At 66.2% G+C, this 25,819-nt stretch carries 23 protein-coding genes and 1 pseudogene; 8 read left to right on the top strand and 16 right to left on the bottom strand.

Translation table 11 applies throughout. The annotated features are described in order from the left end of the window. Positions 1–8: 8 nt before the first annotated feature. The 8 genes from AC0J42_RS11135 to AC0J42_RS11100 form a co-directional block, all read right to left on the bottom strand. On the bottom strand, positions 9–1,565 hold the full coding sequence (locus AC0J42_RS11135; protein WP_473006177.1) for a sugar ABC transporter ATP-binding protein: 1,557 nt from the start codon (positions 1,563–1,565) through the stop codon (positions 9–11). A 30-nt stretch (positions 1,566–1,595) separates the two neighbouring features. Then, positions 1,596–2,480, bottom strand: a complete 885-nt coding sequence (locus tag AC0J42_RS11130; RefSeq protein ID WP_416427578.1) for a sugar ABC transporter substrate-binding protein — start codon at positions 2,478–2,480, stop codon at positions 1,596–1,598. 227 nt (positions 2,481–2,707) lie between these two features. Further along, entirely contained in the window at positions 2,708–3,724 is a 1,017-nt protein-coding gene (locus AC0J42_RS11125; RefSeq protein WP_473006176.1) for a Gfo/Idh/MocA family protein, read from the bottom strand. A gap of 146 nt (positions 3,725–3,870) precedes the next feature. Beyond that, on the bottom strand, positions 3,871–5,808 hold the full coding sequence (gene iolD / locus AC0J42_RS11120; protein WP_416423615.1) for a 3D-(3,5/4)-trihydroxycyclohexane-1,2-dione acylhydrolase (decyclizing): 1,938 nt from the start codon (positions 5,806–5,808) through the stop codon (positions 3,871–3,873). Between the two features lie 39 nt (positions 5,809–5,847). Next, a complete protein-coding gene (locus tag AC0J42_RS11115) occupies positions 5,848–6,669 on the bottom strand; it encodes a TIM barrel protein (protein ID WP_473006174.1) in 822 nt (273 codons plus the stop codon). Between the two features lie 51 nt (positions 6,670–6,720). Then, positions 6,721–7,530 (bottom strand): 5-deoxy-glucuronate isomerase, encoded by an 810-nt coding sequence (iolB, locus tag AC0J42_RS11110; RefSeq protein WP_473006173.1) that lies wholly within the window; start codon positions 7,528–7,530, stop codon positions 6,721–6,723. Then, entirely contained in the window at positions 7,527–8,435 is a 909-nt protein-coding gene (gene iolE / locus AC0J42_RS11105) for a myo-inosose-2 dehydratase (protein ID WP_473006172.1), read from the bottom strand. The genes iolB and iolE overlap by 4 nt, the downstream gene beginning before the upstream one ends. A gap of 35 nt (positions 8,436–8,470) precedes the next feature. Beyond that, positions 8,471–10,414, bottom strand: a complete 1,944-nt coding sequence (locus tag AC0J42_RS11100) for a bifunctional 5-dehydro-2-deoxygluconokinase/5-dehydro-2-deoxyphosphogluconate aldolase (protein WP_416423611.1) — start codon at positions 10,412–10,414, stop codon at positions 8,471–8,473. A 274-nt stretch (positions 10,415–10,688) separates the two neighbouring features. Between AC0J42_RS11100 and AC0J42_RS11095 the strand changes: the two genes are divergently transcribed. From AC0J42_RS11095 to AC0J42_RS11085, 3 genes are all read left to right on the top strand, one after another. Beyond that, positions 10,689–11,597, top strand: a complete 909-nt coding sequence (locus tag AC0J42_RS11095; protein ID WP_416423610.1) for a MurR/RpiR family transcriptional regulator — start codon at positions 10,689–10,691, stop codon at positions 11,595–11,597. A 163-nt stretch (positions 11,598–11,760) separates the two neighbouring features. Next, a complete protein-coding gene (locus tag AC0J42_RS11090; RefSeq protein WP_473006171.1) occupies positions 11,761–12,180 on the top strand; it encodes a hypothetical protein in 420 nt (139 codons plus the stop codon). Further along, on the top strand, positions 12,177–12,515 hold the full coding sequence (locus AC0J42_RS11085; protein ID WP_473006170.1) for a hypothetical protein: 339 nt from the start codon (positions 12,177–12,179) through the stop codon (positions 12,513–12,515). The genes AC0J42_RS11090 and AC0J42_RS11085 overlap by 4 nt, the downstream gene beginning before the upstream one ends. Here AC0J42_RS11085 and AC0J42_RS11080 read toward each other — a convergent pair. Then, positions 12,500–13,822: a hybrid sensor histidine kinase/response regulator gene (locus AC0J42_RS11080; RefSeq protein ID WP_473006168.1), complete on the bottom strand. Its 1,323-nt coding sequence runs from the start codon at positions 13,820–13,822 to the stop codon at positions 12,500–12,502. The two genes, AC0J42_RS11085 and AC0J42_RS11080, sit on opposite strands and share 16 nt — an antisense overlap. Then, the gene (ercA, locus tag AC0J42_RS11075) at positions 13,806–14,969 is read right to left on the bottom strand and encodes an alcohol dehydrogenase-like regulatory protein ErcA (RefSeq protein WP_416423607.1); all 1,164 of its coding nucleotides are present in this window, start codon (positions 14,967–14,969) and stop codon (positions 13,806–13,808) included. The genes AC0J42_RS11080 and ercA overlap by 17 nt, the downstream gene beginning before the upstream one ends. Before the next feature lie 178 nt (positions 14,970–15,147). Between ercA and AC0J42_RS11070 the strand changes: the two genes are divergently transcribed. Continuing rightward, a complete protein-coding gene (locus tag AC0J42_RS11070; RefSeq protein ID WP_473006167.1) occupies positions 15,148–15,279 on the top strand; it encodes a hypothetical protein in 132 nt (43 codons plus the stop codon). Positions 15,280–15,325: 46 nt separating this feature from the next. Beyond that, on the top strand, positions 15,326–15,991 hold the full coding sequence (locus tag AC0J42_RS11065) for a response regulator (protein ID WP_473006166.1): 666 nt from the start codon (positions 15,326–15,328) through the stop codon (positions 15,989–15,991). Positions 15,992–16,098: 107 nt separating this feature from the next. On the opposite strand, the gene AC0J42_RS11060 is transcribed toward AC0J42_RS11065, so the two are convergent. After that, positions 16,099–17,421, bottom strand: coding sequence for a putative bifunctional diguanylate cyclase/phosphodiesterase (locus tag AC0J42_RS11060; protein ID WP_473006164.1), 1,323 nt, complete (start codon positions 17,419–17,421; stop codon positions 16,099–16,101). A 176-nt stretch (positions 17,422–17,597) separates the two neighbouring features. Between AC0J42_RS11060 and AC0J42_RS11055 the strand changes: the two genes are divergently transcribed. Next, on the top strand, positions 17,598–18,260 hold the full coding sequence (locus tag AC0J42_RS11055) for an HAD family hydrolase (protein WP_473006163.1): 663 nt from the start codon (positions 17,598–17,600) through the stop codon (positions 18,258–18,260). A 3-nt stretch (positions 18,261–18,263) separates the two neighbouring features. On the opposite strand, the gene AC0J42_RS11050 is transcribed toward AC0J42_RS11055, so the two are convergent. Both AC0J42_RS11050 and AC0J42_RS11045 read right to left on the bottom strand, forming a co-directional pair. Next, positions 18,264–18,968, bottom strand: coding sequence for a methyl-accepting chemotaxis protein (locus tag AC0J42_RS11050; protein WP_473006843.1), 705 nt, complete (start codon positions 18,966–18,968; stop codon positions 18,264–18,266). Positions 18,969–19,196: 228 nt separating this feature from the next. Beyond that, a pseudogene (locus AC0J42_RS11045) lies at positions 19,197–19,406 on the bottom strand (methyl-accepting chemotaxis protein); the annotation flags it as partial. 1,512 nt (positions 19,407–20,918) lie between these two features. On the opposite strand from AC0J42_RS11045, the gene AC0J42_RS11040 reads away from it, so the two are divergent. Further along, a complete protein-coding gene (locus AC0J42_RS11040; protein WP_416423602.1) occupies positions 20,919–21,401 on the top strand; it encodes a GNAT family N-acetyltransferase in 483 nt (160 codons plus the stop codon). Positions 21,402–21,434: 33 nt separating this feature from the next. Next, positions 21,435–21,974: a YbhB/YbcL family Raf kinase inhibitor-like protein gene (locus tag AC0J42_RS11035; RefSeq protein WP_473006162.1), complete on the top strand. Its 540-nt coding sequence runs from the start codon at positions 21,435–21,437 to the stop codon at positions 21,972–21,974. 105 nt (positions 21,975–22,079) lie between these two features. Here AC0J42_RS11035 and eutC read toward each other — a convergent pair whose 3' ends face one another. The 3 genes from eutC to eat are packed head-to-tail and all read right to left on the bottom strand — an operon-like array spanning position 22,080 to position 25,676. After that, positions 22,080–22,895: an ethanolamine ammonia-lyase subunit EutC gene (gene eutC, locus AC0J42_RS11030; protein WP_473006160.1), complete on the bottom strand. Its 816-nt coding sequence runs from the start codon at positions 22,893–22,895 to the stop codon at positions 22,080–22,082. 9 nt (positions 22,896–22,904) lie between these two features. Next, positions 22,905–24,299, bottom strand: coding sequence for an ethanolamine ammonia-lyase subunit EutB (locus AC0J42_RS11025; RefSeq protein WP_473006158.1), 1,395 nt, complete (start codon positions 24,297–24,299; stop codon positions 22,905–22,907). Between the two features lie 15 nt (positions 24,300–24,314). Further along, the gene (eat, locus tag AC0J42_RS11020; RefSeq protein ID WP_473006157.1) at positions 24,315–25,676 is read right to left on the bottom strand and encodes an ethanolamine permease; all 1,362 of its coding nucleotides are present in this window, start codon (positions 25,674–25,676) and stop codon (positions 24,315–24,317) included. Between the last annotated feature and the right edge of the window lie 143 nt (positions 25,677–25,819).

The following is a 25,819-nucleotide window of genomic DNA, read 5'->3' as shown; positions in this document are numbered from 1 at the left end:
CAGGGTTCCTATTGGGCGTGCGCAGGCGCGGCAGGGTTGGGCGCCGCTGCGGTCACGCCGGAGGCCAGGTGCATGATGCGCTCCTGGGTCGCGTCGGCGCGGTCGAGGATGCCGGTCATGTGGCCTTCGTGCATCACCAGCACGCGGTCGCTCATGCCCAGCACTTCCGGCAGTTCCGAAGAGATCATGATCACCGCCAGGCCTTCGTCGGCCAGCTGCGCGATCAAGCGGTAGATTTCAGCCTTGGCGCCGACGTCGACGCCACGGGTGGGCTCGTCGAGGATCAGCACCCGCGGGTTGGTCATCAGCCAGCGCGCCAGCAGGGCCTTCTGCTGGTTGCCACCCGAGAGGCTGTCGATGCACTGGTCCAGCGACGGGGTCTTGACCCGCAAACGCTTGCACATGTCCTCGCACAGCAGCCGCAGGGTCTTCTCGTGGACGAAACCGTGGCCCACATGGTGTGGCAGCACCGCCACCTGCATGTTCTCCAGCACCGACAGGCACGGGAACAGCCCGGTCAGCTTGCGGTCCTCGGTCAGCAGCGCCAGGCCCAGGTGAATGGCCTGGCCCGGGTCGCTCATGCGCACCGCCTTGCCGTCGACGAAAATCTCGCCCTGGGTGGCGGGGGTAATGCCGAACAGGGTCTCGGCGATGTTGGTGCGCCCTGCCCCCATCAGCCCGGCGATGCCCAGCACCTCGCCGGCGTGCAGCTCGAAGGACACGCCCTCGAACACCCCGGCCAGGCCCAGGTTCTGCGCGGCCAGGCGCACCGGCCCCAGCGGCTGAGTGCGCTGAGGGAACAGCTGGGTCAGCTCGCGGCCGACCATCAACGTGATCAACTGGTCGCCATCGAGGCTGTGCGCCGGGTACTGGCCGATGAAGCAGCCGTCGCGGAACACCGCCACCTGGTCGGCGATGGCGAACACCTCGTCCATTTTATGGGTGATGTAGACGATGGCCTTACCCTGGGCCTTGAGGTCCTGGATGATGGAGAACAGATGCGCCACTTCCTTCTCGGTAATGGCCGAGGTGGGCTCGTCCATGATCAGGATGTCGGAGTCGTAGCTCACCGCCTTGGCGATCTCGACCATCTGCCGGGCGGCGATGCTCAGCTCGCCCACCAGGTCGTCGGGCGACAGCGAGATGCGCAGGCGCTCCAGCAGTTGCGCGGTGGCGCGGTGCATGGCGCCGTGGTCCACCAGGTGCCAGGGGGTCAGCGGTTCGCGGCCGATCCAGATGTTCTCGGCGATGCTCATGTGCGGCATCAGGTTGAGTTCCTGGTGGATCATGGCGATGCCGGCCAGCTGCGCCGCCAGCGGGTTGTCCATCACCAGCGGCTCGCCGCGCAGGCGCAGCTCGCCGCTGTCGGGCTGGTGGATGCCGGCGATGATCTTCATCAGCGTCGACTTGCCGGCGCCGTTCTCGCCCATCAGCGCCAGCACCTCACCGCGGTGCACGCTCAGGCGCACGTTGTCCAGGGCGGTGACGCCGGGGAAGCGCTTGGTCACGCCGGTGACTTCCAGCAGGCATTCGTGTTCGATTGGATCGTTGGCAAAGGCAAGCATCGAGGTGCACTCCACAGGCTGGGCGGGCGATCAGTGTTTGAACTGGTCGGCGTTGTCCGCGGTAATCAGCTGGTACGGAACCATGAGCCGGGGCGCCACGGTTTCCTTGTGGGCCATTTTCACCGCGGCTTCCACCGAGGCGTCGGCCTGCCCTTTCGCGTCCTGGTACACGGACACGGCCAGGTCACCCTTCTTCACCGCGTTGAGGCCGTCGGGCGTACCGTCGACGCCACCGATCAGCACCTTGCCTTTCTCCACGCCCGCCTGCTTGAGCGCCATGGCGGCACCGATGGCCATCTCGTCGTTGTTGGAGAGCACGGCGTTGAATTCGCGGCCCTGGGTGATCCAGTCATTGACCAGGTCCATGCCCTTCTGGCGCAGCCAGATGCCGGTCTGTTCCTGGTCGATCTTGATGCCGGGGTACTTGGCCAGCACTTCCTTCACGCCCTTGGTGCGGTTCTGGGTGGAGTTGTTGGCCAGGTCGCCCAGCAGGATCACCACGCTGCCCTTGCCGCCCATTTTGTCGGCCAGGTACTGGGCCTGCATTTCGCCGGCCTTGATGTCATCGGAGGCCACCACGACCACGCCCTTGGGCTGGTTGGGGTCGTCGGGGCTGCGGTTGACGTACACCAGCGGGATGCCGGCCTGGGTGGCTTCGTCGGTGATGCGCTTGGTGGCGGCGGTGTCCACCGGGTTGACGATGATGGCGTCGACCTTCTGGCTGATGAAGCTTTCCACCTGGCTGAGCTGCTTGACCACGTCGCCGCGGGCGTCCTCGAACTGCAGCGAGACGCCGTCGGGCATGGCCTTGGCCTTGGCGCCCATGGCTTCGCGCAGGTAGGTCAGCCAGGTGTCATCGAACTGCGACATGGCCACGCCGACCTTGATGTCGGCCAGGGCCACGCCACTGGCCATGGTCAGGGCAATTGCCAGGCAGAGGCGGCGAACGGGGGACGTGCGGGTGGAACGCAGCCGGGAGGCTTGCGGGGTGAAGGTTTTCATCGACGGCACCTTTTTATTGTTGTGCTTGGTTTTTTTCATCCGCCGCGCCGGTTGGGCGGCGGATGTGAAAGTCGGAACCTGCAATTGACTCTAGTAGAAAATAAATTCCATATCAAATGAATTTAGAATTTTATTGCATCCTATAATTTCACCACCTCACCCAGGGTTGCGCTGCGGCGCGCGGCGTCCAGCACCACCAGCACCTGCACCGCGTCGCGGGCGTCCACCGGCAGCGCCGCGCCCTGGTCCACGGCGGCCTGCAACTGCTGGTAGAACTGCAGCCAGTTGCCGCGTTCCGAGGGCACCTTCTCGCGTTCCGCGCCCTGCTCGAACCAACCCCAGCGCCGGTGTTCCTCCACGCCCCAGTTATCGCCGGCACTGGCCGGGGTGAGCCCGGCCTCGGCCTGCTCGCTTTGCACGTCCAGGCCCTCGACACTGTAGCTGCCATGCTCGCCGCACACCCGGAAGCGTGGGCGTGGCGCGCTTTGCAGGCCGTTGCCGTGCAGGTGGCTGATGGTGCCGCTGGCGTGGGTAAGGGACACGAAGAAACCGTGGTCGACGGTCTGCCCGGGCGCCAGCGCCAGCTCGGCGTACACTTGGGTCACCGGGCCGAACAGCTGCAGCGCCTGGTCCACCAGGTGGCTGCCCAGGTCACGCAGCCAGCCGCCGCCACTGTCGTTGCCCAGGTTCTGCGGCTCGTAGCGTTCCACCGCCGACTCGAAGCGCTGCACCCGCCCCAGCACGCCGCTGTCCAGCAGCTTGCGCACGGTGAGGAAGTCCGAATCCCAGCGGCGGTTCTGGTAGACGCTGATGGGCACGCCCTGGCGCTCGGCCGACTCCACCAGCACCTGCGCCTGCTGGGCATCGGCGGCGAAGGGCTTGTCGCTGACCACCGCCACGCCATGCTCGATGGCCTCCAGCACCAGCGCCGGGCGGCCCTTGAGCGAGGTGGAGATCACCACCGCGTCAACGCCTGCCTCCACCAGCTGCGCCAGGCTGTCAAAGGCCGGCACGCCGGGGAAATCCGCCGCCAGCTGCGCTCGGCGCTCGGCCGAGCGCGTCACCACGCCCACCCACCGGGCGCCGCCCAGGCTGGCCAGCAGCGGTGCATGGAACACGCGGCCGCCGCGGCCGTAACCTACTAATCCGATACGCATGATCATTCTCCCGTGTGGCGAGTCGGCCCAGTACGAAATCGATAAATGTGGGAGCTGGCTTGCCAGCGAGCTGTTGTGGCGCTGCGAAGCTCGCTGGCAAGCCAGCTCCCACACCACGTACCCACCCTCAAGTGTTCGTGCAGGCCCTAGTACTGGCGCGCCTTGGCCAGCTGTTCGTCGAGCGCGCGCCTGGCTTGGGCCGTGCGCGCGCTGGTGGATACTTCGGCCACGCCCACCCGCCACCAGGACAGGTAACCGTGGATCATGGTCTTGGGCAGTACCTTGATATCGATCAGCGTCGACACCGTCTGCTGGCGGGCGTCACGCAGCGCCGCGTGCAACTGCTCCAGGGTGCTGACCTTGTAGGTCTTGCAGCCGTAGGCCGCTGCGCTCATGGCGAAGTCCACCGGCACGAAGCCGCCGTCCAGGTTGCCGGTCTCGGCGTTGCGGTAGCGGAACTCGGTGGCGAAGCTGCCCATGCCATGGCCCATCTGCAGGTTGTTGATGCAGCCGAAGGTCATGTTGTCGAGCAGCAGCACGTTGATCTTGCGGCGCTCCTGGATCGAGGTGGCCAGCTCCGAGTGCAGCATCAGGTACGAGCCATCGCCCACCAGCGCGTAGACCTCGCGCGCCGGCTCGGCGAGCTTGACCCCCAGCGCCGCGTTGACCTCATAGCCCATGCACGAGTAGCCGTACTCCAGGTGGTAGCTGTTGACGCTGCGGCTTTGCCACACCCGCTGCAGGTCGCCGGGCAGGCTGCCGGCGGCGGCGACGATCACCGCATCGGCGTCCAGCTCGCGGTTGATCACCCCCAGCACCTGGCTCTGGGTCAGCGCCGAGCCGGTCAGCTCGATGAATTCGCGCAGCACCGCCGGGTCCAGGTGGTCGGTGATCTCCGGGCTGAAGTCCTCGCTGCTGTAGTGCGCCGCGTACACCCGCTCGACCTCGGCGTGGTACTGGCCGCGCGCCTCGATCACCTGGTTGCCCCAGCCGGCCCGGTAGCCCTGGCGCGCCAGCGGTTCGGCCAGCTGCTGCAGGCCCAGCTTGGCGTCGGCCAGCAGCTGCACGGCGTCGAGCTTGAGCACGTCGCCGCCGTTGACGTTGAGGTTGATGAACTGCACTTCGGGGTGCTGGTACAGCCACTTCGACGAAGTGGTGAAGTCGGTGTAGCGGGTGCCGATGCCGATGATCAGGTCGGCCTCCCTGGCCAGCAGGTTGGCCGCCAGGCAGCCGGTCTCGCCAATGCCACCGACGTTCAGCGGGTGGCTGGAGACGATGGCGCTCTTGCCGGCCTGGGTTTCGGCGAAGGGAATGTCGAAACGTTCGGCGAAGGCCTGCAGGGTGTCGGCGGCGCCGGCGTATTTCACCCCGCCGCCGCAAATGATCAACGGCTTGCGCTTGCTGGCCAGCAGCGCCACAGCATCGGCCAACGAGGCCTCGCCCGGCTGGCGCCGCTCCACGCGGTGCACGCGCCGGGCCAGGAAGCTGTCGGGGTAGTCGTGGGCCTCGGCCTGCACGTCCTGGGGCAGCGCCAGGGTCACCGCGCCGGTCTCGGCAGGGTCGGTGAGCACGCGCATGGCCTGCAGGGCGGCGCTGATCAGCTGTTCGGGGCGGTTGATGCGGTCCCAGTATTTGCTCACGGCCTTGAACGCATCGTTGGTGCTGATGCTCAGGTCGTGGAACTGCTCGATCTGCTGCAGCACCGGGTCGGGCTGGCGGCTGGCGTAGACGTCGCCGGGCAACAGCAGCAAGGGAATGCGGTTGGCCGTGGCGGTGGCCGCGGCGGTGAGCATGTTCGCCGCGCCAGGCCCTACCGACGAACTGCAGGCGTAGATCCTGCGGCGCAGGTGCTGCTTGGCAAAGCCGATGGCGGCGTGGGCCATGCCCTGCTCGTTGCGGCCCTGGTGCACCACCAGCTGGCCACGGTCCTGCTCCAGCGCCTGGCCCAGGCCCAGCACGTTGCCGTGGCCGAAAATGGTGAACACGCCTTCGACGAATTTGCTCTGCACCCCGTCGACTTCAATGTACTGGTTGTCCAGAAAGCGCACCAGGGCCTGGGCCATGGTCAATCGTGTCGTGCTCATGCTTGCACCTTTTATTGTTCGAAAATGAGCGGCCGCAGGTCAGGGCGCCAGCTGGCGATTGAGGTACGCCATGCTCTGCCCCAGCGCCGTGCGGATGTCGGCAAGGTCCTGGACGCTGTCGGCGAACGGCTCCCACGACACGTAGCCGTCGTAGCCGCTGCTGAGCAGGCTGTCGAGCTGTTCGGCGTTGCCGAGGATGTCGCCGTCGCCGATCAGCACCCGGTGGCCGTCGAGAATGCTGGCCAGCGGCGCCTGGCTGTCTTCCACGCCGCTGATGTGCACCAGGCCCGTCAGCGCCGGGAAAAACTCCTGCTCGCCGGCCAGGTGGTGGTGGAAGGTGTCATGCACCAGGCGGAACACGTCCAGGCCGCCGATGGCCTTGATCGCCTCCACCGCAGTGCGTTTGCGGCGCAGGGCCGATTGTTCGAAGCCCAGCGGTTCGACAAAGCCCAGCAGGCCATGCTCGCGCAGGATCGGCGCCAGCTCGGTGAGCGCCGTGCGCAGGCCGGCGGCGCGCTCGGCGCTGCTGCGGCTGTCGGCCTCGTTGAACGGGCACAGCACCAGGCCACGGGCACCGCAGCCACGGGCATAGGCCGCCAGCTTCAGGGCCTGGGCGCGGCGCTGGTCGTTCCAGACATCGAAGGGGTACAGGGCGTTGATCGACAGCACGCTGATGCCCTCGGCGGCGCACAGCTGGCGCACGGTCTCGGCGGGCGTGCCGTCTTCGATCTCGACACCCTTGAGGTCGTTGCGGATCTCGATGGCATCGGCCTTCAGCGCCACCGCCAGCTGGATGAACTCAGCCAGGGGCAGGCGCGGGGCAACCATGCGGTTGAGGGCGAAACGCAGGGGCTGGCGCATTCTTGTTGTTCTCCTGAGTTGGCAAACCGTGTGTGGGGCAAGCGGGCGCAGTCAGAGGTCCAGCAGCCACTCGTGCTGCGGGTCGTTGTTGAATTGCCATACCCGGCGTGGGCCGGCCATGACGTTCAGGTAGTAGCTCTCGTAGCCATACGGCACGCTGACCGGGTGGTAGCCCTCGGGCACCACCACCAGGTCGTTGTTCTCCACGGCCATGGCCTGGTCGATGCTGCGGTCGTCGGTGTACACGCGCTGGAACACGAAGCCCTGGGGCGGGTTGACCTGGTGGTAGTAGGTCTCTTCCAGGAAGCTTTCGGCGGGCAGTGCGTCGCGGTCGTGCTTGTGCGGCGGGTAGCTGGAGCTGTGCCCCGACGGCGTGCGTACCTCCACCACCAGCAGCGAATGGGCCACTTCGGTGTCCGGCAGGATGTCGCAGACGTAGCGGGTGTTGGCGCCCTTGCCGCGGGTGCTGCGCTTCATGCTCTGGGCGCTGATGACCCGCGCCTGCAACTCGCCGGCCGGCGCACCGGGGGCGGCGCACACCGCCACCTGCACATCGCTCAGCGCCTGCAGGCGCGCCTGGCTGCCGCTGGGCAGGTACACCGCCCACGGCGACTTGTCCTCGAATACCGATTGCCGTTCACCCAGGTTGTCCCAGCTGAACGCGCCCTGCACCGGCGCCTCGCCGGCCACGCTGGCGCGGCCACTGAGCAGCACCACGCACAGTTCCTGGCTGCCGGCGTGCAGCGGCAGGCTTTCGCCCAGGCTAAGGCGGTGGGCGCTGAAGCCCACATATTCCAGAGCGCCCTCGGCCAGGCGTACCACTTCCTGGCCCTGCTTATTACTCTTCACCAACAGGCTCATGCTGCAGTCCTCCGTTGCCGGGCCTGGGCAAGCAAGGTGCTCAGGGTGTCGTAGCCTTTCTTGGCGTAGAAATAGCTAGGGGCCACGGCCGGGTCTTGCTCGGCCTCCACCACCAGCCAGCCGTTGTAGTCCACCGCCAGCAGCTCGTCGAGCAGCGACGCGAAATCGATGTCGCCATCGCCCGGCACGGTGAAGGTGCCGTTGACGATGCAGTCGGGGAAACTCCAGAGGTTGTTGCGCGCCAGCTGCACCACCGGCTGGCGCACGTCCTTGAAGTGCACGTGGCAGACGCGCTTGATGTGCTTGCGCAACACCGCCAGCGGGTCGCCGCCACCCATGAAGCAGTGCCCGGCGTCGAACAGCAGGCCCACCTGCTCGCCAGTCAGGGCCATCAGCGTGTCGATGTCCTCGGGCGCCTCCACGTAGGCACCCATGTGGTGATGGTAGGCCAGGCGCACGCCCTGGCTCAGGGTATAGCTGGCCAGCTCGTCGAGCTTGGCGGCGTAGGCTTTCCAGGCCGCTTCGCTGTGGAAGCGCGGGCGCTCCACCAGGCGGATGCGGCTGCCCTGGATGGAGTCGGCCACCTCGCCGTACACCAGCACATTGGCGCCGTTGGCGGCCAGCAGCTGCACGTGGCTGGCGATGGCGTCGATCTCCTCGGCGGCCGACCGCTGGGCCAGGCGCCCGGAATACCAGCCCGACACCAGCGCCAGGTCATAGGGCTTGAGCACCTGGGCCACGCCCTGGGCGTCCTTGGGGAATTTGCCGTTGAGTTCAAAGCCTGCGTAGCCGATGGCCTTACCTTCGCTCAAGGCCGTGCTCAGCGGGGTTTCGCCGCCCAGGGACGGCAGGTCGTCGTTGCTCCAGGAAATCGGGTTGATGCCGATACGAATCGCGGATGGCATGGCTGCACCTGTTGTTGTTATCGGTGGGGTGACGCTCAGCGACCGTGACGGGCCGAGCGCCAGGCTTCGATCAATTGGCTGAACCGCTGGCGCACCGCGGCTATCAGGCCGGCGTCGTCCAGTTCGCCCTGGAACCAGGCGCGGCTGGGCTCATGGAAAATCGTGCGGCCCACGGCAAAGCCGCGGCAGGTGGTGCTGGCGGCCGCCTGGGCAAAGCCCTCGGCAAGGTCGCTGGCCGGCGCGTTCAAGCCCAGCAGCACCACGCCGCGGCAATAGGGGTCGCGCTCGTTGATCAGCGCGTCGAGGGCCTGCCACTGCGCGGCGTCCTGGGCCTCGATTTTCCACCAGGCCGGGTAGATGCCCAGGTTGTACAGGCGCTTGATGGCGCGGTAGAGCACGTCGGGGTGGGCGCCGGGCAGGTCCTTGGGCGGGATGACTTCCAGCAGCAGCTCGTGGCCGCTGGCGATGGACGCCTCGTACAGGCCGCGGATCTGCGCTTCCTGTTCCAGGCGCAGCAAAGGCTCATCGTCGGGGTGGAATTGCACCAGGCACTTGATGATCTGCTCGCTGGGCCAGGCAATCAGGTTGCTGGCCACCGAACGGCCATGCTCGAAGGCCAGCGGCCGCGAGCCCTGCACCTCCACCGGGCGGGCCACCCACCAGCCACGGCCGGTGGCGGCGTTGAGGCTGTCCTGGCCGAAGCGCTGGTCGGCCAGCAGGCCGACGTCGGCGGCGATGCCGCGCTTGGCCAGGTCGGCTTGCACTTCTTCAATGGCGCGCAGGAACAGCTGCTTCAGCGCGGGAATGGTCGCCAGGTCGCGGCCGGCCTGCTGCGCCAGTTCCACCAACTGCCCGCGGTGGTCGAAGGCGAAGATGAACAGCTGTTGCCACTGCTTGCGCGGCACCGTGACCCGATGCAGGCGTTGCAGGGTTTCGTCCTTGTCCGGGCGGGTGATGGGCACCGGGCTGTTGAACAGGTAGTCCAGCTCGGCAGGCGTGGGCATGGCCGGGGCACAGGCGTGGCGCGACACCACCAGGCCGCCGCAGGCATTGGCCAGCTGGCAGCAGCGGGCGTCGTCGGCATCGTTCAGCCAGCCGCTGAGGAAGCCGGACATGAAGGCGTCGCCGGCACCCAGCACGTTGAGCACTTCGACGCGGGTGCCGGGGTGAATCTCGCCGTCCTCGAGGCGCGCCGGAATGGCGCCGTGGATCACCGTGCAGCCCTGGGCGCCGAGCTTCACCACCAGGGTGGCGGCGCTCAGTTCACGCACGGTGCGCAGGGCGGTGAGCAAATCGGTGCTGCCGCCGGCGATGAGGAATTCCTCCTCGGTGCCGACGATCAGGTCAAAGCGCGGCAGGATGCGCTGCACGTGGGCGCTGACCTTGTGGTCGGCGACGAAGCGCGTCTCGCCATCGGCCTTGCCCGCCAGCCCCCACAGCACCGGGCGGTAGTCGATGTCGAGGATGCGCTTGACGTTGTGCCGTTCGGCGTAGTCCAGCGCCTGGCTGCTGGCCTTGAACACGCCGTCGGTGGAGAAATGCGTGCCGGTGATCAGCAGCGCCTTGCTGGCGGCGATGAAGTCCTCGCGCACGTCTTCGGCGCGCAGGGCCATGTCGGCGCAGTTTTCGCGGTAGAACACCAGGGGGAAGGTTTCGCGATCCTTGAGGCCCAGTAGAACCATGGCGGTGAGGCGCTCGGGGTCGACCTTGATGGCCGAGGTGTCGCAGCCTTCACGTTGCAGCGACTCCACCAGGAACCGGCCCATGTGGTCGTCCCCTACCCGGCTCAGCATGGCGGACTTGAGCCCCAGCCGCGCCGTGCCGAAGGCGATGTTGGCGGACGAGCCGCCCAGGTACTTGGCGAAACTGGCGACGTCTTCCAGCCTGGCGCCCACCTGCTGGGCGTAGAGGTCGACGCCCAGGCGCCCCAGACAAATCAGATCCAATTGACGCCCAGTGGCAAAACGAGTCTGGCCCATGCTGGCTCCTGTTATTTTTATCAGCCTGCGCACCGGCCAATGGCGGCCGATGTCGTTGTCTTGGGTCCAGATTAGAACGGCTTTTCCATCGGATCAACTTTTTTTCCATAAAAATTTTATGCGGAATTTATTTTCTATTTTCTATCGCGCATACTGGGCTTGAGCGTTTCTGGCGGGTTTGCCACGGGAACTGGACCTTTTGCTCAGGTTTTTTTTCTTGCCTACCCTGTAGACTGCGCGAGCCAACAGCTCCAACCCCAAGAAGGATAAGCACATGTCCCGCCCCGATCAGCCGGCCCTCAGCGAGCCAACCGCCGCCAGCGCCCCGGCCACCGCCGAGCAGCTGCTGCAACTGATCACCCGTGAGTACGAAGGGCTGCCGCGCCAGCTCAAGCGCATCGCCAGCTACATGAGCCAGCAGAGCGACCGCATCATGGTCGACCGCATCAGCGACATCGCCGGCGAATGCGAGGTGCACCCCTCGGCCATCGTGCGCTTTTCCCAGCGCTTCGGCTTCAGCGGCTTCAGCGAAATGCAGGCGCTGTTCCGCGAGGCCTACACCCACAAGGCCACGCCGGTACAGAATTACCAGCAGCGCATTCGCAACCTGATCGCCAACAAGTCGCAGAAGGCCAGCGGCGCGGACCTGGCGCGCGAGTGCATCGACGCCACCCTGTCGGGCATCGAGCGCCTGGGCGGGGAACTGGACGACGTGGCCTTCGAGAAGGCCGTGGACCTGGTGGTCAACGCCGAGAACATCTACGTGGTGGGCGTGCGCCGCTCGTTCGCGGTGGCCGACTACCTGGTCTATAACCTGCAGCACACCAACAAGCGCATCCACCTGGTGTCCGGCCTGGGCGGCAGCTACCGCGAGCAGATGCGCAGCGTGCGCCAGGGCGACCTGGTCATCGCCATCAGCTTCACCCCCTACGGCAAGGAAACCCAGCACTGCCTGCGCATTGCCCAGCACCACCTGGCCAAGACCCTGATCATCACCGACTCCAACCTCTCACCCCTGGCCAAGCGCGCCAACAGCGTGCTGCTGGTGAACGAAGGCAGCTCCTTCGCCTTCCGCTCCCTGAGCGCCACCCTGTGCCTGTGCCAGGCGCTGTTCATCGCCGTGGCCTACCGGCTGGAGTTGAAGGTGGACGAGATGCATGAGCAGGTGGGCTTCGAGGATTAACGCGGGGCCGGCATGAACACCTTCACGTAGCAGCTGCCGCCAGGCTGCGTCCGCGCCCTATGCCCCAGCAAAAGTGTAGTGTTTTGTATCTGTCGGATTGACCCACAGCCTAAACACCAACACGCTATCGCACCTAACCAGCACGGGTATCAGGGACGCGGTAATGGTGATGGACAACGCGACAAAATGGCTTCTGCTCGAAGGCATCCTTCCACTGCTGGGTGCCGCCATTCTTTACCTGCTGATGGGGCTCTCCAGTTATGTGGTCAGCAGCCAGGGCAGGTTCACGTTTCATTGGGTCCAGGCCTTCGATCCATTGGGCTGGCTTTACGGCGGCACTATCATCGCCGTACAGGCAGGCATCAAAACGTTGTCACTCAAGGAGCCTGGGGTACTACCTGCTGCCTGCTTCACCGTCTCCGCTGTCTGCCTGCTGATCTTGATGGCTGCAATGACCGAACGCGGGAAAAATCAGGGCTGGTTGCCACCCGCCCGGCTAAAAACCTTCTCGGTCTTGCTGGTCATCGTCATTTTGTGCGCCGGATACCAGGCGCAAACCATGATCACTGGAGAATTGCAATGAAAGGCACGCCCGCCCCGTCGCTGACCCCCGCAGAAGTCGACACCATCCTCAACTACTACCGCATCACCCACCCCAGCGCACGGGCCCCGGATATCGATGCCTTGAAAAGTACTCTGGAGCGCTTCGAGCCACCTGCAGATGCCCCGGAAGTCGACCCTCACATCGCAACCCGCCTGGCGACCGCACTGAGCGGTGGCGCAGCGGCAGGGCTGGCGGCCGCGTTGATTGCACCGATGATGCCGCTGGTCATGCTTGCCGGCGCGCTGGCCGGCGGGTGGTTGGGTTGGCGAATGGGCAAGCCGCCGGCGGCCGGCCCCGCTCACCCCAACAACTGACTCAACACCGCCCGCAACTTCCCCGCCTTCACCGGCTTGTTCAACAACGGCGCGCCGAGCCGCTGCAACTGCCGGCGGCACTGGTCGCTGCGCTCGGCGGTGATCACCACCACCGGGATGGCCTGGGCGAAGTGTTCGCGCAGGTGGCGGGCCACTTCGCAGCCGGTGACGCCATGGTCCAGGTGGTAGTCGGCGATGATCAGCTCCGGGGCCTGGCCGTGCAGGGCCGCCAGGGCGGCGGTCTCGTCGGTGGCGGTGATCACCTGGCAACCCCACTGGCCGAGCAGGTCGGCCATGCTGCGCAGAATGTCCGGTTCGTTGTCCAGCACCAGCAGGCGCCGCCCCGGCAGCGGGTTGCCCAGGCGCGGCTGCGGCACCGGGCTGGGCGCCGGCGGTTGGGCCGCCAGGGGCACCAGCAGGCTGAAGCAGGAGCCACGCCCTGGGGTGGAGCGCACCTGCACGCCAGTGTCGAGGATGCGGGCGATACGCTCGACGATGGCCAGGCCCAGGCCGACGCCCTTGCGCTCGGCGGCGCGGCCCACTTCCAGCTGGTTGAACTCGAGGAAGATCGCTTGCAACTGGTCGGCGGCAATGCCGCGCCCGGTGTCCCACACCTCGATGCGCAACTGGTCGCCGCGCCGCCGCGCGCCCAGCAAGATGCGCCCCCGTTCGGTGTAGCGGCAGGCGTTGCTGAGCAGGTTGCGCAGGATGCGCGCCAGCAGGCGCAGGTCGGTGCGCACGGCGAAGCGCCCGCAGCGCAGGCTCAGGCTTAGCCCGGCGGCTTCGGCCACCGGCTGGAATTCCGAGGCCAGCGGCGCGAGGACTTCCTCCAGGCGGTACACATCGACATCCGGCTTGATCGCGGCCTGGTCCAGGCGCGAGATATCCAGCAGGTCGGTGAGCAGGTCCTCGGCGCCTTCCAGCGCCTGGTGCGTGCGTTCCACCAGGCCCTTCTCGGCGCTGGGCAACGGTCGTTCACGCAAGGTGGAAATCAGCAGCCGCGCCGCGTTCAGCGGTTGCAGCAGGTCGTGGCTGGCGGCGGCCAGGTACTTGTCCTTGCTGAGGTTGGCGGCCTGGGCGGCGTCGCGGGCCTCGCGCAGTTCCTCGGTGCGTTCGCTGACGCGCCGCTCCAGTTCGTCGTTAAGCTCTTGCAGGCGCAGGGACAGCGCCTGGTAGCGGTTGCGCTCGGTTTCCAGTTCCTGCAGGCGTGCGGCCAGCTCGGGGTAATGGCTTTTGCGCACCGAATGGTTGGTCAGCCCCAGCAGCCCGGCCAGGGCTTGTTGGCGCGGGTCAGAGGGCTTCGCCAAAGACCACCTCGACATCGCGCTGGCTGGACTGGCGCGGGTTGGTGAGGATGCACGGGTCGTGCATGGCGTGGTGCGACAGGAACGGAATGTCCGCCACCCGCACGCCATGCAGGCCCAGGGTCTCGTGGAAGCCGATGGCGTGCTTCAGGGCAATCAGGTGCTCCACCAGGCGCTGGCGAATCTGCGCGTGGTTGAGGCCGCGGCAGTCGATGCCGCAGGTCTGGGCAATGACCTGGAAGCGCTCGGGCGCGGCGCTGTAGTTGAAGGCCACCACGTGCTCCACCAGCACCGCGTTGCACAACCCGTGGGGCAGGTCGAGAAAGCCGCCCAGGCTGTGGGACATGGCGTGCACCGCGCCAAGGATGGCGTTGGAGAACGCCAGCCCGGCCTGCATGCTGCCCAGCATGACCTTTTCGCGCAGGGCCAGGTCGTGGGGGTTGGCGATCATCTGCACCAGGTGGCCGTTGATCAGGCGGATGGCTTCCAGGGCATGGGGGTCGGTGAGCGGCCCGTGGCCGGTGGACACGAAGGCTTCGATGGCGTGCACCAGCGCGTCAATGCCGGTGCAGGCGGACAGGAAGGGGTCCATGCTCAGGGTAGTCTCGGGGTCGATCAGCGCCACGTCGGGCACCGCGCCCTTGCTGACGATGGAGATCTTCATGCGCCGCTCCTGGTTGGAGAGGATGACGAACTGCGAGACGTCCGCCGAGGTGCCGGCGGTGGTGGGGATCAGGATCAGCGGCGGGCTGGGCACGCGCAGGGTATCCACGCCCTCGAACTCGAGGATGTGGCGGTCATGGGCGACGACGATGCCGATGGCCTTGGCGCAGTCCATGGGGCTGCCGCCGCCCACCGCGACAATCACGTCGCAGTGCTCGGCGCGGTAGCGTTCGGCGCCCAGCATCACCTCTTCCACCCGTGGGTTGGGCGACACCGTGCTGTACAGGCAGTAGTCGATGCCCTCGCCGGCCAGGCTGGCCTCGACGTCGGCGACCCAGCCGGCCGCCACCACCCCCGGGTCGCTGACCAGCAGCACCTTGCGGGCACCGAAGTTCTTCGCGTAGTTGGCAACGTGATGGCGGCAACCGGCGCCGAAGATGATTTCCGGGGAGACGAATTTGCGCAGCTGGCTGATGGCAGGGCTCATGTCTGTTCTTCTGGCAGGGACAGTTGGCGTCAGGGTAATGCATTGCCGGGCCAATGCGCAGCCTGGCCAGCCCTGCCCGCCTACTACTTTGGTACTGGTTCGGCAGGCCCAAAGGAGCATTTGCAAAGCCTGCGATGCGCCCTGTAATGCCCCCATAACTAGAAAGAGCATCGCCGCCATGATTCGCTTCCTTGCCCCCCTGCTCTGCCAAGCCGCGCTCGGCCTGGCGTTCGGTTGCCTCCTCGCCAACGTTGCCCACGCCGACACCCCGCCGCCCGGCCACCGCGGCAAGGTTCTGCACGCCCTGTGATACCCTGTTCCAGGCCCTTTGCCCACAACAAGAACAGCCGACGCCCATGTACCGATTCCTGATTGCCGACGACCACCCGTTGTTCCGCGAAGCCATGGCCCGCGTGCTGCTCGACGCCTTCGAGGGCTGCGAAGTGCTGGAAACCGCCGACCTGGACAGCACCCTGCAGCTGACCCAGCAGCACGATGACCTGGACCTGATCCTGCTGGACCTGAACATGCCGGGCATGCACGGCCTGGGCGGCCTGCTCAACCTGCGCAACGAGGCGCCGACCATCCCGGTGGTGGTGGTGTCGGCCGAACAGGACAAGCAGGTGGTGCTGCAGGCCATCACCTACGGCGCCGCCGGCTTCATCACCAAGTCCTCGCCGCGGGCGCAGATGACCAGCGCCCTGACCCAGGTGCTGGAGGGTGACGTGTACCTGCCGGCGGACATTATCCGCAGCGGCGCTGGCCGCCCGGTGCAGGCCGGCACGCCGACGCCGGGGTTGTCGGTGGCATTATTGGAGGCGCTGACCCGCAAGCAGTTGCAGGTGCTGGAGCGCATGACCAAGGGCGAGTCGAACAAGCAGATCGCCTGGCACCTGGAAATCGCCGAGACCACGGTGAAGGCCCATGTGTCGGCGATCCTGCGCAAGCTCAACGTGCACAATCGGGTGCAGGCGATTCTCAGCGCTGGCGAGATCGACTTCGCGGCCTACTTGCGGCGTTGACTACCTCCTGTGGGAGCTGGCTTGCCAGCGAGCTGTTGGGGCCATAAAAGCTCGCTGGCAAGCCAGCTCCCACAAGACGGCCGCTGCTACGGGGGCCGTGCCTGCCCTCAATACGCCAGCGGAAACTCGCCGCACTCGCTCCACGCCAGGAACTGCGCCTCGTCCATCGGCCGGGCGAAGAAATACCCCTGGGCCTCGTCGCAACCGTATTCACGCACCAGTTGCAGGCAGCGGAACGTCTCCACGCCCTCGGCCACCGTGCGGTAGCCCAGCTCGCTGGCGAGCTTGAGAATCGAACGGGCGATCTTCTGGTAGCGCGGGTTGTCCTCGATGCCGGTCACCATGGAACGGTCGAGCTTGACCACGTTGGCGGGAATTTCGTGCAGGTACGAAAAGTTGCTGTAGCCCGAGCCGAAATCGTCGATGGCCACGTCCATGCCCAGCCCGCGAATCTGCGCCAGCTCGCCCAGCACCTTGGGGTTGGAGCGCAGCCATTCGCCCTCGGTGATCTCCACTTCCACCCGCTGCGGGTCGATGCCGTGCTGCTGGCACAGGCGCCGCAGGGTGCCGCTGACATCGTGGCCGTCGAAGTCCATCGGCGACAGGTTGATGGACAGCTGGCTCAGCGTCTGGCCGCGCCACTGGGCAAGCTTGCCCAGGGCCGTGTCGATGACCCAGCGGGTGACCTCGTGGATCATGCCGTTGCGTTCCAGCACCGGAATGAACTCGGCCGGCGACACCCGTCCCAGGCGCGGGTGCTGCCAGCGCAGCAGCACCTCGGCGCTGACCTGGGCGCCGTCGCCAATGGCGAAGCGCGGCTGGAAGTGCAGGCTCAACTGCCCGTCGGCCATGGCCTCGGTGATGTCGGCGGCCAGGTAGAAGCTGCGCCGGTACTCGGCGTCGCGCACCGGGTCATACGCCGCCCAGCGCTGGCCTGCCAGCACCGCCAGCTCAGTGGCGTACATGGCCTTGCGCAGCACGTCGCGCAGGGCGTCGGCCTCCAGCGCGAAGTCGACGCTGCCGGCGCGCACCGTGGGGTGTATCGGCACGGTGTCGAGCAGGGCCGGCTGGCGCAGGGTGTCCACCAGGCCTTCGATGAACGCCGGGAAGTCATCCAGGCCGGCGCTGATCACGAAGGCGAAGCGCTTGACGCCGATATGGTACAAACGTGCCACACCGTCCAGTTGCTGGTTCAACCGCGCGGAAATGCAGCGGATGATGCCCTCGAACGGCGCCAGGCCCATGGCCAGGGTCATGTCATGGGCCCAGTGCATGTCCAGCGCATCGATCAACACCAGGGTGCGTGCCTCGCCCGGGTGCTGGCTGGCCAATACGCCCAGATCGATGGCGAACTGTTCGCGATTGGGCAGGCCACTGATGGGGTCCAGCCGCGAAGCCGCCGATGGCTGGGCGTAAGCGTGTTGAAGCATGTGTAACTCCTGCAGGGCCGGTCAGGCAACGAACGGTCGTCACATAATAGCGAATTAACATCACCACAAACTGATCGGTGACAAGGTTTTATCGGCCGCCTTCGCCCTGACGTTAGGGTAATCACCTGATAGGATTACGCGCTTAAAGCTTTCAGCCACCCTGAATGGATATCGCGATGCTCACCGCCTTGCTGTTTGACCTTGATGGCACCCTGACTGACACCGACAAGCTGCACCTGCTGGCCATCCAGCAACTGCTGGCCGAAGAAGGCCGCGACTTTACCGAGGAAGACTTCGTCAAGCACTGCAGCGGCCAGGCCAACCCGAACATGTGCCGCAACCTGTTCCCGGAGCGCTCGGTGGCCGAGCACCAACTGTTCGCCGACCGCAAGGAAGCGCGCTTCCGCGAGCTGTCGCCGCAACTGGCCCCGCTGGCCGGCCTGCCGCGCCTGCTGGACTTCGCAGAAGCCCAGGGCATCGGCAAGGTGGTGGTCACCAACGCCCCGCGCGCCAACGCTGACCACATGCTGGGCGCGCTGGGCATTGCGCCGCGCTTCCACAGCGTGGTGGTGGCCGAGGAATTGCCACGGGCCAAGCCCGACCCGCTGCCCTACCTCACCGGCCTGGAACGCCTGGGCGCCCGCGCCAGCGACGCCATCGCCTTCGAGGACTCGGTGCCGGGCCTGACCGCGGCGGTCAAGGCCGGTATTTTCACCGTGGCCCTGACCACCAGCCAGAGCCGCGAGACCCTGCTGGCGGCCGGCGCGCACCTGGTGATCGAGGACTTCAACGACGAGCGCCTGTGGCAGGCCATCGGCGAGTTGCAAGCCGCGAACTGAGGCTTATGCCCCCAGCCGCGCGGTCACCTCGTTGAGTTGACGCGACAGGTCGTGCAGCCGCCGGCTGGCCACTTCGGTGCGCTGCACGTTGCCCTGGTTGGTGCTGGCGATCTCGGTGATGTCGGTGAGGTTGCGCGAGATGTCCTCGGCCACCGAGGTCTGCTCCTCGGCCGCCGTGGCGATCTGCCGGTTCATGTCGCGGATCGCCTCCACCGCCGAGGTGATCTGGCGCAGCATGTCACCGGCCTGGGTCACCTGGGCCACGCCCTCCTCGCTGCGCGCCTGGCCGCTCTGGATCGCTTTCACCGCGTCGCTGGCACCGGCCTGCACGGCGTTGATGATCTGGTTGATCTCAATGATCGACGCAGCCGTGCGCTGGGCCAGGCTGCGGACCTCGTCGGCGACCACGGCAAAGCCACGCCCTGCCTCACCAGCGCGGGCCGCCTCGATGGCGGCGTTGAGGGCCAGCAGGTTAGTCTGCTCGGCGATGCCGCGAATCACTTCCAGCACCTTGCCGATGCGTGCGCTGTCGTTTTCCAGGTTGCCGATGACCTGGGCGGTGGTGGTGATCTCGCCGCGCATGTGAGTGATGGTCTCGATGGTGGCGCGCATCACCTGCTCACCCCGGTGCGCGGAGGCATCGGCCTGGTCGGCCGCCTGGGCCGCGTCCACGGCGTGGCGTGCCACTTCCTGGGCGGTGGCGGACATTTCGGTCATGGCCGTGGCCACCTGGTCGGTGCGGTTGAACTGGTCGTGGGTGCCTTGCGACATCTGCCCGGCAATGCCGTGCAGGTCGGCGCTGGCGCCATCCAGGTCACCAGCGTTGCGCTTCAGGCCGGTGAAGGTCTCGGCGAGGAAGTCGCGCAGGGTATTGGCTGCCACGGCCAGGCGGCCCAGTTCATCCTGGCGATGGCTGTCCACGCGCTGGTTGAACTGGCCGCGGCTGAGGTCGGCCACGTACTCGATCAGCTGCTGGATAGGCACCACCAGGTAGCGGCTGACCAGCACCAGGCTCAGCAGGCCGATCAGCAGCCCGGACACCACCAGCACCAGCAGGCCGCCCCACACCGTGGTGTTGGCCGAGTCACGAATGGCCGCAGCCTGCTGCTCGCCGGCCTTGCGGATCTGGCTCACCAGCGCGCTCATCTGCTCGCTCACGGCGCGGTCCACGCCCTTCACCGCTGCATCGCCGGCGGCCGGGTCGGCGCCCGCAGCCACGAAGGCATCGCGGCCACGCTGGTAGTCCTGCTCCAGCGCCCGATGCTTGTCACGCAGGCCCTGGATATCGGCTTTCAGGTTGGCATCGATGCCCGGCTGGGCCACGAGGCGGCCAAGGATTTCCTGCACGTCACGCTGGCGGTCTTCGAACTGGCCCCAGTACTTGGCCAGGTCCGCAGGTTGCTTGCCGCGCAGCAGCACGTCTTTCCATTCCTGAACCTGGATCTTGAATTGCAGGTTGGCCTCATCGATCAGTTGCGAGGTGCGCAACGGGCCTTCGATCAGCTGGTGATAGTCCTTCACACCATTGGCCAACAAGTGAAAGCAGGACAACGCGATCAACAGCATGGCCAGCAGGCTGCCGCCGATCAGGGTGAGCATTTGGGCTTTCAGGGATTTGCGCACGACCATCGAGAGGTACTCATGACAGGGATAAACCACCGCGCCAAGGGTGCGCGGTGTCGAAGACGTCCCTTTCTTCATGCAGTAAAAAACGATGCTTCATGCCACGCATCGGCGGCGTTGCCGAGGACTTGAATGCAGTTCGTCGGCAGGCCATTTGCCATCCTTGGCCGGGAAATTTATATGGCAAATCAATGACAAATTGATGACAGAACAAACATCTTCGTACACCACCCAGCAGGCTTGTGACCTGCTGTTGATCCGGCTTTTGATCTGCTGTTGATCTGGCTGTTGATCTGGCTTTTGATTTTGCTTTTGATCTTGATTGTATGCCCCGTAAAGCGCCCGGGCCGACTGGAGGCGTCGCTCAACGGGCTGCCCGAAGGGCCGAGGCCGCAGGCCGAAGAGACGGTAACCCGCAGGCTTCTATAGCGGGTGCCGTCTGCCCGCTGAGCGGCGCCGGAAGGAGGGGACCCGTAGCGCAGCGGAGGGCCCAAGCAGGGGCAAGCCCTTTTTGCTTACTTTTTGGGGCGACTGCCAAAAAGTGAGTCGGCGTAAGGCCGAAACGGTCGGTGGTCGCCCCGCGAAAATGGATATGTTCGAATCCCTCAGAAGCGACATTCGAAAGCCATGCACATATCCAATATCAAGGGTGATGCAGAATCACCTTTCCGCCCTTACGGCGGCTCACTTTTTGTCAAACGCCACAAAAAGTAAGCAAAAAAGGCTTGCCCCTGCTTGGTCCCTACGCTTCGCTGCGGGTCCCCTCCCTCCGGCGTCGCCCAAGCGGCCGACGGCCCGGAATAGAAGCGCCTCCGGTTCCGTCTTCCCCGGCTACGCCGGGGACCGCTTGGCCAACGCCTCCAGTCGGCCCTGGCGCTTTATGGGGCACACAATCAAGATCAACGGCCTCACGGGATCAAGATCAAGGGCGGCCGGCGTGATGGCTCGAAGGCGTGATGGCGTGATGGCGTGATGTGCTGCCCTCGCACAGTCAGGCACAATGTCAGCCTTTAATAGCCCTCAAGGAATGCCCCCTTGCCCCTGCACATCCGCCCCGCCACCCCCGCCGATGCCGAACTGATCCTGGGCTTCATCACTGAACTGGCCATCTACGAAAAAGCCGAGCATGAGGTCGTCGCCAACGTCGACGATATCCGCCGCAGCCTCGAAGACCCCGAAGGCTACGCCCGCGCCCTGGTGTGCTCGCTGGACGACGAGCCGGTCGGCTTTGCCCTGTATTTCCTCAGCTACTCCACCTGGCTGGGCCGCAAGGGCATTTACCTGGAAGACCTGTACGTGTCGTCGAAACATCGCGGCGTGGGCGCCGGCAAAGCGCTGCTCAAGCACCTGGCGCAGATTGCCCACGACAGCGGCTGTGGCCGCCTGGAATGGAGCGTGCTGGACTGGAATGAGCCGGCGATCAAGTTCTACGAATCGATTGGCGCCGCCGCCCAGCCGGAGTGGATTCGCTACCGCCTGGCCGGCGATTCGCTCAAGGCTTTCGCCCAGGCCGACTAGACTGGCTGGCAACGGGATAAAAGGAGAGGTTCCATGTTGCCACACTCGATTGCCCTTGCCGCCTGCCTGTGCCTGCCCCTGCTGGCCCAGGCCGCGCCGTTCACGCTCAGAACCCCGGATGGCGACGACAACGCCCTGCTGCGCCAGGCCAATGCCGGCAACACCGGGGACTGCGGCGGTGAGAACGTATCGCCGGCGCTGAGCTGGAGCAACGTGCCCCAGGGCACGCAAAGCTTCGCCGTGACCATTCACGACCCTGACGGCCAGAAAGGCCTGGGGGTGGACCACTGGGTGCACTATGGCATCAAGGCCAGCACCCATGAGGTGGGCGCCGACGCCAGCCTCAAGGGCAAGATCGAAGGTGTGGGCGGCAGCAACAGCAAGGGCCTGGCCACCTACAGCGGGCCGTGCCCGCCGGTGGGGGAAAACCCGCACCACTACGTGATTCAGCTCTATGCGCTGGACCTGGCGGCGGATGCGCTGCCGGCCGGCTTGACCCGTGATGACCTGCTGGCGCGGATCAAGGGGCATATCCTGGCCAACACCAGCGTGGTGCGGCGCTACGGTCGGTAGCGCAACACCGCACGTGCTGTAGCCGCTGCCGCAGGCTGCGCTGGCCGGTGTGAACCCAGGAGATTTCCAGCGAGGCGTAGGGCCAGCGCAGCCTGGCGGCAGCGGCTACGAGGCGTGATGGGGGCCGAGCAGGAAGTTGCCTGGGCCGGTTCCGCCCTCCACCACCGGCACCACCGCCTCATCCTTGAGGTTCACCCCCGACAGCTGCCGCCGCCACGCCTCGCGCATCAGGTACAACAGCTTGTGCGCTGCCATGGCGTAGCTCATGCCCTCCAGCCGCACGTTGGAGATGCAGTTGCGCGCCGCGTCGTTAAGCCCGACCCGCGGCGCGTAGGTGAAGTACAGCCCCAGGCTGTCGGGCGAACTCAGGCCCGGCCGTTCGCCGATCAGGATCACCACCATGCGCGCGCCCAGGCGTTCGCCAATCTCGTCGGCCACCGCCACCCGCCCCTGCTCCACCAGGCTCACCGGCGCCTGGCGCCAGCCTTCGGCAGCGGCCATTTCGTCGATGAACTGCAGCATCAGCACGCTATGCCGGCGTACCGCCAGTGACGACAGGCCGTCGGCGATCACCACGGCCAGGTCATAGCCGTCGGGGTTGAGCTGGCGGTGTTCGTCCAGCAGCCTGGCCGAGGCACTGTCCAGCCGCCGCCCCAGGTCCGGGCGTTGCAGGTAGACGTGGCGGTCGCTGGCGGCGCTGTGCAGCAGTAGCGCCTGGCCATTCAGGCTGGCGGCCAGCAGCTCGCGGTCGAACGGCGTGTGCACCGCGTCCCGGGCCTGGGCGTGGGCGTACTGGAAATCCAGCTGCGCAGCGGTGGGCAGGCTGGTGCCGGCGCGGCCCAGGGCGATGCGTGCCGAGGTCAGGCTGCGCAGTTGCTGCCAGGGGTCGGCCTGGGCCGGTTGCTTGCGGTCATCGCTCATGGCTTGCCCTCACTTCAACTGTGCCAGCGCCTGGCGGAACGCCGGCGGCAGGCTCTTGCCCAGCTGCAGCGTGCCGTCGCCCTGGGTCATGATCTGCATGCGCGCCAACCATTCCTCGTACTCTGGCGCCGGGCGCAGGCCCAGGGTCTTGCGCGCATACAGGGCGTCGTGGAACGAGGTGGTCTGGTAGTTGAGCATGATGTCGTCGGAGCCGGGGATGCCCATGATGAAGTTGATGCCGGCCACGCCCAGCAGGGTCAGCAGCATGTCCATGTCATCCTGGTCGGCTTCGGCGTGGTTGGTGTAGCAGATGTCACAGCCCATGGGCACGCCCAGCAGCTTGCCGCAGAAGTGGTCTTCCAGGCCGGCGCGAATGATCTGCTTGCCGTTGTACAGGTACTCGGGGCCGATGAAGCCGACCACGGTGTTGACCAGGAACGGCTTGAAATGCCGGGCCACGGCATAGGCGCGGGTCTCGCAGGTCTGCTGGTCGACGCCGTGGTGGGCGTTGGCCGACAGCGCGCTGCCCTGCCCGGTCTCGAAATACATGAGGTTCTGGCCGACGGTACCACGCTTCAGGCTCAGGCCGGCCTCGTAGCCTTCGCGCAGCAGTTCCAGGCTGATGCCGAAGCTGGCGTTGGCCGCCTCGGTGCCGGCGATGGACTGGAACACCAGGTCCAGCGGCACGCCGCGTTCGATGGCGGCGATGGACGAGGTGACGTGGGTGAGCACGCAGGACTGGGTGGGAATCTCGTAGCGCTGGATGACGCCGTCGAGCATGCGCAGCAGGTCGCTGATGGCGCTGAGGCTGTCGGTGGCCGGGTTGATGCCGATCATGGCGTCGCCGTTGCCGTACAACAGGCCATCGAGCACGCTGGCAGCGATGCCGGCGGGGTCGTCCGTGGGGTGATTAGGCTGTAGCCGCGTGGACAGCCGCCCGCGCAGGCCCACGGTGTTGCGGAATTTTGTGACCACGCGGATCTTCTGCGCCACCAGCACCAGGTCCTGCACGCGCATGATCTTCGACACCGCCGCCGCCATCTCCGGGGTCAGCCCCGGGGCCAGGGCACGCAGCGTGGCCTCGTCAGCCGCATCGCCCAGCAGCCAGTCGCGAAAGCCGCCCACGGTCAGGTGGCTGACCGGGGCGAAGGCTGCAGCGTCGTGGCTGTCGAGGATCAGCCGGGTCACTTCATCGCTTTCGTAAGGGATCAGCGCTTCGTTGAGGAAGTGCTTGAGCGGCACGTCCGCCAGGGCCATCTGCGCCGCCGCGCGCTCGGCATCGCTGCCGGCGGCGACTTCGGCCAGGTAGTCACCAGACCGGGCCGGGCTGGCCTTGGCCATCAGCTCCTTGAGGCTGTCGAAACGCCAGGCCAGGCCACCCACGGTATGCACGAAACCACTCATTTCAGGACTCCTTTCTCAAGCGTTGCCGGCCAGGGCGACACGGGCGCCGCCGCGGCCCAGCACGACCTTGCAGAATACCGCACCTGCAATCATCAGGCCGGCGAACACACAGGCGATCTGGCCGTTGAACCAGACCATGGCGATCAGGCAGACCACGGCCAGCACCAGGGCGATGCCCGGCACCACAGGATAGCCCGGGGCGCGGAAGCTGCGTTCCAGGTTCGGTTCGATCTTGCGCAGGCGGAACAGGCTCAGCAGGCTGATGATGTACATCACGATAGCGCCGAACACCGACATGGTGATCATCGCCGCGGTCAGGCTCATGCCCTGCAGGTTCACCAGGCCGTCGCTGAAGATCGCGGCGATGCCGATCACGCCGCCGGCGAGGATGGCGCGGTGCGGGGTCTGGAAGCGCGACAGCTTGGCCAGGCCAGCCGGCAGGAAGCCGGCACGGGCCAGGGCGAAGAACTGCCGCGAATAGCCCATGATGATGCCGTGGAAGCTGGCTACCAGGCCGAACAGGCCGATCCACACCAGCATGTGCATCCAGTTGGAGTTGTTGCCCACCACGGTCTTCATGGCCTGTGGCAACGGGTCGTTGAGGTTGGACAGGGCCTTCCAGTCGCCCACGCCGCCGGCAAAGACCATGGTGCCGATGGCCAGCACCACCAGGGTGAGGATGCCGGTGATGTAGGCACGCGGGATGGTCTTCTTCGGGTCCTTGGCTTCTTCGGCGGCCATGGCCGCGCCTTCGATGGCGAGGAAGAACCAGATGGCGAACGGAATGGCCGCGAACACGCCGGACAGCGCGCCCAGGCTGAAGGTGTCACTGCCGGCCCAGCCGCCCAGCACGAAGTTGCTGAAGCTGAAGCCCGGCGCTACCACGCCCATGAACACCAGCAGTTCCAGCACCGCCAGCACCGTGACCACCAGTTCGAAGGTGGCGGCGATGTTGACGCCGATAATGTTCAGGCCCATGAACACCAGGTAGGCGCCGGCGGCGGCCCACTTGGGGTCCAGCCCCGGGAACTGCACGTTCAGGTAGGCGCCGATGGCCATGGCGATGGCCGGTGGCGCGAACACGAACTCGATCAGGGTGGCCAGGCCGGCGATCATCCCGCCGCCCACGCCAAAGGCGCGCAGGCTGTAGGCGAACGGGCCGCCGGCGTTGGGGATGGCGGTGGTCAGTTCGGTGAAGCTGAAGATGAAGCAGGTGTACATCACCGCCACCATCAGCGTGGTCACCAGGAAGCCCAGGGTGCCGGCGGTGCCCCAGCCGTAGCTCCAGCCGAAGTACTCGCCGGAAATCACCAGGCCCACGGCGATGCCCCACAGATGGAGGGTGCCCAATGTCGGTTTGAGTTGCGTGCTGCTCATTGTGTCGTACCTTCGAGAGGATGCCTGGGGCCCAGCATATCGAAGCATTTGCTTACAAGACTTGACCGGTAAAACCGGCTTTTGTGCCCTGCGGTCAAGTTTGGCGAAGGGTGCGCAATGGCGGGGCATGGCCTGCGGCCGAC

Source organism: Pseudomonas sp. Tav-5-1A (genome assembly GCF_055755055.1).
This window is presented reverse-complemented; position numbering and strand designations above follow the sequence as displayed.